This is a genomic window from Actinotalea sp. C106 (assembly GCF_023630195.1).
Lineage (GTDB): Bacteria > Actinomycetota > Actinomycetes > Actinomycetales > Cellulomonadaceae > Actinotalea.
The window spans coordinates 1-8,430 of the sequence record NZ_JALPKN010000136.1 but is presented as its reverse complement, the minus strand read 5'-3'; the positions used below and the strand labels follow the sequence as shown (position 1 = coordinate 8,430).

10 protein-coding genes are annotated in these 8,430 nt (G+C 73.6%); 6 read left to right on the top strand and 4 right to left on the bottom strand.

Features of this window, described 5'->3' with window-relative positions; translation table 11 throughout:
- Positions 1 to 90 precede the first annotated feature (90 nt).
- Complete coding sequence (locus L0B03_RS10440) at positions 91 to 1,458, top strand: M20/M25/M40 family metallo-hydrolase (RefSeq protein WP_250445735.1); 1,368 nt, start codon at positions 91 to 93, stop codon at positions 1,456 to 1,458.
- Positions 1,459 to 1,524: 66 nt separating this feature from the next.
- On the opposite strand, the gene L0B03_RS10435 is transcribed toward L0B03_RS10440, so the two are convergent.
- Positions 1,525 to 1,755: a DUF5703 family protein gene (locus L0B03_RS10435; protein WP_250445734.1), complete on the bottom strand. Its 231-nt coding sequence runs from the start codon at positions 1,753 to 1,755 to the stop codon at positions 1,525 to 1,527.
- Between the two features lie 71 nt (positions 1,756 to 1,826).
- Between L0B03_RS10435 and L0B03_RS10430 the strand changes: the two genes are divergently transcribed.
- On the top strand, positions 1,827 to 2,114 hold the full coding sequence (locus tag L0B03_RS10430; RefSeq protein ID WP_250445733.1) for a primosomal protein: 288 nt from the start codon (positions 1,827 to 1,829) through the stop codon (positions 2,112 to 2,114).
- 40 nt (positions 2,115 to 2,154) lie between these two features.
- On the opposite strand, the gene L0B03_RS10425 is transcribed toward L0B03_RS10430, so the two are convergent.
- Positions 2,155 to 3,111 (bottom strand): aldo/keto reductase, encoded by a 957-nt coding sequence (locus L0B03_RS10425; RefSeq protein ID WP_250445732.1) that lies wholly within the window; start codon positions 3,109 to 3,111, stop codon positions 2,155 to 2,157.
- Positions 3,112 to 3,167: 56 nt separating this feature from the next.
- On the opposite strand from L0B03_RS10425, the gene uppP reads away from it, so the two are divergent.
- On the top strand, positions 3,168 to 4,043 hold the full coding sequence (gene uppP, locus L0B03_RS10420; protein ID WP_250445731.1) for an undecaprenyl-diphosphatase UppP: 876 nt from the start codon (positions 3,168 to 3,170) through the stop codon (positions 4,041 to 4,043).
- Positions 4,044 to 4,072: 29 nt separating this feature from the next.
- Positions 4,073 to 5,332, top strand: a complete 1,260-nt coding sequence (gene mshC / locus L0B03_RS10415) for a cysteine--1-D-myo-inosityl 2-amino-2-deoxy-alpha-D-glucopyranoside ligase (RefSeq protein WP_250445730.1) — start codon at positions 4,073 to 4,075, stop codon at positions 5,330 to 5,332.
- Positions 5,333 to 5,381: 49 nt separating this feature from the next.
- Here the strand turns inward: mshC and L0B03_RS10410 are convergent, their stop codons facing one another.
- The gene (locus L0B03_RS10410; protein WP_250445729.1) at positions 5,382 to 6,236 is read right to left on the bottom strand and encodes a PAC2 family protein; all 855 of its coding nucleotides are present in this window, start codon (positions 6,234 to 6,236) and stop codon (positions 5,382 to 5,384) included.
- Between the two features lie 75 nt (positions 6,237 to 6,311).
- Here L0B03_RS10410 and L0B03_RS10405 point away from each other — a divergent pair, with 75 nt between their 5' ends.
- Entirely contained in the window at positions 6,312 to 7,079 is a 768-nt protein-coding gene (locus L0B03_RS10405; RefSeq protein ID WP_250445728.1) for an HAD family phosphatase, read from the top strand.
- Here L0B03_RS10405 and L0B03_RS10400 read toward each other — a convergent pair.
- A complete protein-coding gene (locus L0B03_RS10400; RefSeq protein WP_374204932.1) occupies positions 7,048 to 7,953 on the bottom strand; it encodes a RecB family exonuclease in 906 nt (301 codons plus the stop codon). The two genes, L0B03_RS10405 and L0B03_RS10400, sit on opposite strands and share 32 nt — an antisense overlap.
- A 73-nt stretch (positions 7,954 to 8,026) precedes the next feature.
- Here L0B03_RS10400 and L0B03_RS10395 point away from each other — a divergent pair.
- A partial coding sequence (locus tag L0B03_RS10395; RefSeq protein ID WP_250445727.1) for a site-2 protease family protein occupies positions 8,027 to 8,430 on the top strand: 404 nt, incomplete at its 3' end.

Genomic DNA, 8,430 nt, shown 5'->3' with positions numbered 1-8,430 from the left:
GGCGCGGCCTGGGCTGAGGGCCGCCGCCGCTGCGGCCGGCCCGCCCTACCCGGTCCGGGGAGGGGCGTGAGGCCCGGTAGCGTGGCGCCCATGGCCACGACCACCGGAGACCCCCGCACCCCGACCAGTCTCGCCCCTGCGGGCGCTGACCACCCCACGGCGCAGGACGAGGTCGCCCGGATCTGCCAGGACCTGCTGCGGATCGACACCTCCAACTACGGGGACGGATCAGGGCCGGGGGAGCGCGCCGCGGCCGAGTACGTGATGGCCTCCCTGACCGAGGTGGGTCTGGACCCCGAGATCTTCGAGTCGGCCCCGGGCCGCGCCAGCGTGGTGGTCCGGCTGCCCGGCGTGGATCCGAGCCGCGAGGCCCTGGTGCTGCACGGCCACACCGACGTCGTGCCCGCTGCGGCTGACGACTGGAGCGTGGACCCCTTCGGCGGTGAGGAGATCGACGGTCTGCTCTGGGGCCGTGGGGCGGTCGACATGAAGGACATGGACGCGATGATCCTCGCGGTCGTGCGGCAGATGACCCGCGAGGGCCGCCGCCCGGCGCGCGACGTCGTCGTGGCGTTCTTCGCGGACGAGGAGGCCGGCGGTCGCTACGGCGCGCGGTACGCGGTCGACCACCGCCCCGACCTCTTCGAGGGGGCCACCGAGGCGATCAGCGAGGTCGGCGGGTTCTCCGTCGAGGTCGGCGGGCACCGCGCCTACCTGCTGCAGACCGCCGAGAAGGGCATCGGATGGCTCCGCCTGGTCGCTGACGGCCGCGCCGGGCACGGCTCGCAGGTCAACCACGAGAACGCCGTGACCCACCTCGCTGCGGCCGTCGCACGGATCGGCGCCCACCCGTGGCCGCTGCAGCTCACCCCCACCGTGCATGCTCTGCTGAGCGGGGTGGCGGACCTCACCGGTCTGACCTTCGACCCCGAGGACGAGGAGTCCGTGGACCGGCTGGTGCACGCCCTGGGCCCGGCGGCGCGGTTCGTCGGGGCGACCACGCGGAACACGGCCAACCCCACGCAGCTGAGTGCCGGGTACAAGGCCAACGTCATCCCGGGCAGCGCCGAGGCCGTGATCGACACCCGGTTCCTGCCTGGTTTCGAGGACGAGGCCCGCGCGGTGCTCGAGCGCCTGGCCGGCGACCACGTGCGGATCGAGGACGTGCATCGGGACCAGGCCCTCGAAGCGCCGTTCTCGGGCGGGCTGGTCGACGCCATGGTCGCGGCTCTGCGGGTCGAGGACCCTGCGGCCAGCGTGCTGCCATACACGCTCTCGGGAGGCACGGACAACAAGTCCCTCGCCCGCCTCGGGATCCGGGGCTACGGGTTCGCCCCGCTCCAGCTGCCCACCTCGCTCGACTTCTCGGCCATGTTCCACGGGGTCGACGAGCGGGTGCCCGTCGAGTCCCTGCGGTTCGGCGTGCGCGTCTTGGACCGGCTCCTCGCCACCTGCTGAGGCGCTCGTCTCGTGTCGGGCGCCGGCGGTTCGACCGGCTGACCGGGTCCTGGCCAGGCCCCCGCGTCAGAGTGTGCTCTGGACCCGGATGATCTTGCGGCGGAGCCACACCTTGCGGCCGCCACCGGCGTAGAGCCGCGTGCGGGCGAGCTCCCAGCGGCCGTACTCGGCCTCCTCGGTGAGCAGACGCCGGGCGTCGCTGCGGCTGATCTCCTGGCCGATCGTCACGACCCGGTACTCGTAGGAGCCCTGCGTGCGCCAGCCCCCGCGAGGTGTGCGTGCTGTCCTGGTGCCCAAGCGTTGCCTCCCACGAGCCGATCGTTCGGATTCGAGTGCCATTGTGCACGTCCCGGCGATACGGTCGGCACATGACCGTAGATGCGCGTGCCGCGCTCGACCGCCTCCTCGCCTCGCTCGAGGCCCACTACCACGCAGTCAGCACGCGACGCACCGACGACGACCCCGCTGTCGACGACGCCTACGACGTGCTGGCCGACGCCTTCGAGGCCTACGACGACGCGCTCGTGCGTGGGTTCAGCGAGACACTGCCCTTCTACCTGGCCGACGACGACGCCGACGAGGACGACGACATCGACGAGGACGACCTCGACGACGACGAGATGGACGGCACCGAGATCGGGGACGAGGAGCGCTGAGCCAGCCGGTCCGGCGGAGGGGTCGAGGCCGTCCCCAGCCTCAGCGACGCTCGGGGTAGCCCGCGGCTGGGCTGCTGACCTCGTCCAGGGCCCGCACGATCTCCGCGGGCAGCTCGACAGCGGTGCCGAGGGCGGCCCTGAGCTGCAGGGCGGTGCGAGCCCCGACCACCGCCGAGGCCACCTGAGGCCGTCCGAGCACCCAGGCCAGCGCGACCTCGAGAGCGCTGCAGCCCAGCCCTTCGGCAGCCGTCACGAGGGCCTCGACCACCGGCAGGGCGGTGCGGCCCAGGTAGGGCTCGACGAACCCCGCGAGGTGCGAGGAGGCCGCACGCGAGTCTGCCGGCAGCGCGTGCCGGTACTTGCCGGTCAGGACCCCGCGGCCGAGCGGGGACCAGGCCAGGACGCCGAGGCCCAGGTCGATCGCGGCCGGGACGACCTCGCGCTCGATCCCGCGCTCGAGCAGCGAGTACTCCACCTCGACCGCGGCCAGCCGACCGGGGCCCAGCAGCGTCGCGGCGCGCGCCGTCTGCCAGCCCGGGTGGTTCGACAGCCCGACGTACCTGGCCCGGCCTGAGGCGAGGGCCTGCTCGAGGGCACCGACGGTCTCGACCATGGGTGTCCGGGGGTCCGGGGCCTGCACGAGCCACAGGTCGACGTGGTCGGTGCCCAGGCGTGCCAGGGAGGCGTCGAGCCCGTCCAGGAGCGCTCCTCGCGAGGCGTCCACGACACCGCCGCGCTCGGTGCGCCGGACCCCGGCCTTGGTGCAGAGCACGACGTCCTCGCGGGCCACGACGGTACCGAGGAGGCTGCCCACCAGCTGCTCGGCATCGCCGTCGGCGTAGTGCGCCGCGGTGTCGACCAGGGTTCCCCCCGCGTCGACGAAGTCGCGCAGCAGCTCGGCCGCCTCGTGCTCGTCGGTGTCCCGGCTCCAGGTCAGGGTGCCCAGGCCGAGGGACGAGACCCGTAGTCCCGTGCCGCCGAGCAGTCGCTCCTCCATGGCTGTGCAGGCTACCCGTCCGCGCCCGTCATCTGACGCCGGTAGCCTTGCGCGCCATGACCTGGTGGGAAGCCCTCGTGCTCGGACTGGTGCAAGCGCTCACGGAGTTCCTCCCGATCTCCTCGAGCGCCCACCTGCGGATCGTCGGTGAGCTGCTGCCGGGCGGCGGGGACCCGGGGGCGGCCTTCACGGCTGTCACGCAGATCGGCACCGAGGCCGCCGTGATCCTCTACTTCCGCAAGGACATCGCACGCATCTGCGTCGCGTGGTGGCGCGCGGTGAGCGGGGTCCACGGCACCGACCGCAGGTCGCGCCTGGGTGCGGGGGACCCCGACGCCCGGATGGGCTGGTGGATCGCCCTGGGGTCGGTGCCGATCGTCGTGCTGGGCCTCGCCTTCCAGGACGTGATCACGGGCTCCTTCCGGAACCTGTACCTGGTCGCCCTCACCCTGACCGTCTTCGCGATCTTCCTCGGTCTCGCGGACCGCTTCGGCGCCAAGGACCGCCAGCTCACGAGCCTGACGGGCAAGCACGCGGTCTTCTTCGGCTTCGCGCAGGCCATGGCACTGGTCCCGGGCGTCTCGCGCTCGGGGGGCACCATCACGGCGGGGCTGCTCATGGGCTACACCCGGGAGGCGGCGGCGCGGTACTCGTTCCTGCTGGCCATCCCGGCGGTGCTCGGATCGGGGTTCCAGCAGCTCTTCTCCAACCTCGACCAGTTCGGCAGCCCCGGCACCCCGGGCCTGGGGGCGATCGCCCTCGCGACCGTGGTCGCCTTCGCCGGCGGGTACGCCGTGATCATCGGCTTCCTCCACGTCGTCTCGACCTACAGCTACCAGCCGTTCGTGGTCTACCGGATCGGGCTGTCCGTCGTCGTGGTCGTCCTGCTGCTCGCGGGGGTCCTGACGCCGCTGGGTGGCGCCGGGACGTGATCCCGGCCGGGCGCGGCTAGGCTGCGCTGGTGCTCACCTGGCCTTCCCCCCACGTCCCGCAGATCCCCGGTCAGGGTGGGGAGGTGCGCATCGTCGACAGCACGACCGAGGCCCTCGTCGTCGCCGCCCCGGGGCCCGTCGCCCGGCTCTACGTGTGCGGGATCACTCCCTACGACGCGACGCACCTGGGCCACGCGGCCACCTACATCGCCTTCGACCTGCTGCACCGGGCCTGGCTCGACGCAGGCCTCGAGGTCCGCTACGCCTCGAACGTGACCGACGTGGACGACCCCCTGCTCGAACGAGCCAAGCAGACCGGCCAGGCCTGGGACGAGCTCGCGGCCGAGCAGACGGCCCTCTTCGCCGAGGACATGACCGCCCTGGCTGTCCTGCCCCCGCACACCTACCTCGGTGCGGTCGAGACCATCCCGCTCGTGGCACGTTCGGTGGCCCAGCTCCTCGACCAGGGGCTCGCGTACCGCGTCCCTGTCGAGGAGGGGGCCGGTGGCCAGCACCCCGACCTGGGCGACGTCTACGCGGACATCTCGGTGGACCCGCACTTCGGCTCGGTCGCCGGCCTGGACCACGACGAGACCGTCAGGCTCTTCGCCGAGCGTGGCGGAGACCCGCAGCGGTCCGGCAAGCGCGACCCCCTGGACCCGGCTCTGTGGCGTCGCGAGCGTCCCGGCGAGCCTGCCTGGGACGGTGGCGTGCTCGGGACCGGCCGTCCCGGGTGGCACATCGAGTGCACAGTCATCGCCGAGGACGCCCTGGGCAGCGAGTTCGACGTGCAGGGTGGAGGCAGGGACCTCTGCTTCCCTCACCACGAGATGTCCACGGCTCACGCTCGGTCCCTCGGGGGCCTCGGGGCGCGCAACCACGTGCACGCGGGCATGGTGGCTCTCGACGGCGAGAAGATGAGCAAGTCTCTCGGCAACCTCGTCCTGGTCTCACGGCTCCGGGACGACGGCGTGGACCCCATGGCCGTGCGCCTCGGGGTCCTCGCGCACCACTACCGCACCGACTGGGACTGGGACGACGAGGTGCTCGCCACGGCCACGAAGCGCCTCGAGCGCTGGCGCTCGGCGGTCTCCGGCAACGGCGGGCCGGACCCGGAGAGCACGGTCGCGGCCGTGCGGGCGGCCCTGGCGGCTGACCTCGACGCACCGTCGGCCCTGCAGGCCGTCGACACCTGGGCTGACGCCTCGTTGAGCGTCGGCGGTGACGTCGAGGGAGCCCCCGGGGTCATCGCGCGCATGGTCGACGCCCTCCTCGGCGTCCGCCTCTGAGGCCTCCAGGTCCCGGTCCGGCACGGCAGAGGGCCTCGCGGGTCCGCCCTCAGCCGGTGGTGGGTCCCCCGTCGCGGCGACGCAGGTAGCGCTCGAACTCCCGCGCGATCGCCTCGCCCGAGGCCTCGGGGAGGTCAGCCGTGTCTTTGGCCTCTTCGAGCTGGGCGACGTACTCGGCGATCTCGGCGTCCTCAGCAGCGAGCTCGTCGACGCCGTGCTGCCACGCCTCGGCGTCCTCAGGCAGGTCGCCCAGGGGGACCGGTCGGCCCAGGAGCTCCTCGATCCGCGCCAGCAGGGCGAGGGTCGCCTTGGGGGAGGGCGGGTGCGCCACGTAGTGGGGGACGGCGCTCCACACGGACAGGGCGTGCATGCCGCGGCGGGCCGCCTCGTGCTGGAGCACGCCGACGATGCCTGTCGGGCCCTCGTAGGTGGTCGCGTCGAGGCCCAGGTCGTCCTGCACGCTGCCGTCCTCGGAGGTGGCGGTGACCGGGATGGGCCGGGTGTGCGGGACGTCGGCGAGCAGGGCGCCGACCGTGACCACGGTGCGCACCCCGAGACGCTCGGCGGCGTCGAGGATCTCGGCGCAGTACGTCCGCCAGCGCATCGAGGGCTCGATGCCGTGCACGAGCACGACGGTGCCCTCGGCCGGGGACGGGGCGACGGCGATCGACGTGGTGGGCCAGGTGATGCGCCTGGTGCCGTCCTCGGCGATGCCGACCGTGGGGCGGTTCACCTGGAAGTCGTGGTACTCCTCGGGGTCGAGCTCGTCGACCTGCTCGGCACCCCAGACCTCGTGCAGGTGGATCAGCGTTTGGGTGGCGGCCGAGCCGGCGTCGTTCCAGCCCTCGAAGGCTGCGAGCATCACCGGTCCACGCAGCGGGCCACGTGCCAGGGCATCGGTCATGACGCCAGCCTAGGCGTTCGGGGGCTGGCGACCCTCGAGCGCCGCGGGGCCCGCGTGCCGATCTAGACTGCGACCGTGCCCCACCCCGCGACACCCTCGAGATCCGACCGGCCCGGCCACGAGGCGCCGCCCTCAGCTGCCGCACCCCGCGAGGGGGCCGATCCGGTCCCGGCCGCGGTGCTGTGGGACATGGACGGCACCCTGGTCGACACCGAGCCTGCCTGGATGGGGTCCGAAGAGGCCCTCGTCGTCGAGTTCGGCGGGGTGTGGACCCCCCAGGACGCGCTCCAGATGGTCGGGCTACCGCTCCCCGACGCCGCGAAGATCCTCCAGGACCACGGGGTGCCCCTGCCGCTCGAGCGGATCGGGGAGCGGCTCGTGGCCGGCGTCGCCGCGGCGATCGCCCGGGAGCTGGTGTGGCAGCCCGGGGCCCGCGAGTTGCTGCTCGCGCTCCAGGCGGAGGGCGTCCCGTGCGCCCTCGTGACGATGTCCTACCGCGAGCTCGCCGAGGCGGTCATCGCCCAGGCCCCGCCCGGCGTCTTCCAGGTGGTGGTCACGGGGGACGAGGTCGAGCACGGCAAGCCCCACCCCGAGCCCTACCTGACCGCGGCCGCCCGCCTGGATGTGGACATCACGCGGTGCGTGGCGGTCGAGGACTCCCGGCCGGGCATCGCCTCGGCCCTCGCCTCGGGGGCGCGCACCCTCGGGGTCGAGCACATCGTGCCGGTGCTCGAGCAGCCCGGCCTGAGCCGTACCGACTCCCTGGCCAAGGTGAGCGTGGCCGACCTCGGGCGGCTGCTGGACGGTGAGGTCATCGACCACCTGGGCGCACGCCGAGACTGAGCTCGACGGCCCCTTCGGGGATCGGCGGCGGGGTGCCCCCGAAGGCCGGGCAGATCGCCTGGTGCGCGCACCAGCCGCACAACGGGCTCGTGCGCGGCTCCCAGGTACCGGCCTCGGCCGTGCGCCGGATGCCCGCCCAGATGGCCTGCACCCGCTTCTCGGTCGTGGCGAGCTCAGCCGGGGTGGGCACGTGCCGCAGCAGCGTCCCGTCCTTGAGGTAGACGAGCTGGAGCATGGCCGGGACGCGGTCCCGCAGCCGAGCCAGGACCAGGGCGTAGAAGCGCATCTGGAACAGGGCCGAGCCCTCGTAGCCCGCGCGCGGGGAGCGCCCGGTCTTGTAGTCGACGACCCGGAGGGCACCGTCGGGCGCGACGTCGAGCCGGTCCACCACCCCGCGCAGCAGCAGCCCGTCCTCGAGCTCGGTCGAGACCTTCAGCTCACGTTCGGCGGGCTCGAGCCGGTTCGGGTCCTCGAGGGTGAAGTACGTCTCGAGGAGCTGACCGGCCCCGCCGAACCAGCCGCTCAGGCCCTCGTCCTGCCCGACCACCTCGGCGCACTCGGGGCGCTCGACGAGCATCTCGGCCCACGACGGGGCGAGCAGGGCGCGGGCGGCCTCGACCGTGCGCTGACCCGCGGGGGCGTCGAAGAGGCGCTCGAGGACCGAGTGCACGAGGGTGCCCCGCACCGCGGCGGCGCTGGGAGGCTCGGGCAGCCGGTCCACCACGCGGAAGCGGAACAGCAGCGGGCACTGCAGGTAGTCGTTGGCCCGCGAGGGGGACAGGCCGGGGGCGGAGCGCGGACGCACCGTCGCGGTGCCTGCGACGGGGCCAGCACCGTCGCCAGGGATGGGCACGGGTTCGGAGGACGGCAGCACGCCCACAGGCTACGACGCCCCGCTGACACCTCCACGCGAGGGCCACGAGCCTGTGGACCGTAGGGTGACGCTCGTGGCAAGAGCACAGGTACCGGGCAGGACGCGCGGCTGGGTGGTCGGCACGGCCGCCGGCGCCCCGGTGATCATCTCCCCGGGCTGGGCCGTCGCCGCCGTGCTCCTCGTCGCGCTCTTCGGGCCGACGGTCGGTCGGATCGCCCCCGGGATCGGGGCGGGGGCCTACGTGGTGGCCCTGAGCTTCGTCGTGCTCCTGCTCGTCTCGGTCTTCCTGCACGAGCTGGCCCACGCCCTGGTCGCCCGACGGCGGGGGATCGAGGTCCGTGAGCTGGCGATCACCCTGCTGGGCGGGCACACCCAGTTCGGCGCCGCGGCCCCCTCGCCGGCCTCGAGCGCCCTGGTCGCGGTGGCCGGGCCCGCGGTCAACCTCGGCCTCGGCCTCGCGGCCTGGCTGGTGGTGCA

Bases quoted from the DNA above. Each gene is read 5' to 3' on its own strand.
- L0B03_RS10425 (WP_250445732.1), bottom strand. From the start codon at position 3,111: ATGGAGGAGCGACTGCTCGGCGGCACGGGACTACGGGTCTCGTCCCTC.
- L0B03_RS10410 (WP_250445729.1), bottom strand. From the start codon at position 6,236: ATGACCGATGCCCTGGCACGTGGCCCGCTGCGTGGACCGGTGATGCTC.
- uppP (WP_250445731.1), top strand. From the start codon at position 3,168: ATGACCTGGTGGGAAGCCCTCGTGCTCGGACTGGTGCAAGCGCTCACG.
- L0B03_RS10440 (WP_250445735.1), top strand. From the start codon at position 91: ATGGCCACGACCACCGGAGACCCCCGCACCCCGACCAGTCTCGCCCCT.
- L0B03_RS10430 (WP_250445733.1), top strand. From the start codon at position 1,827: ATGACCGTAGATGCGCGTGCCGCGCTCGACCGCCTCCTCGCCTCGCTC.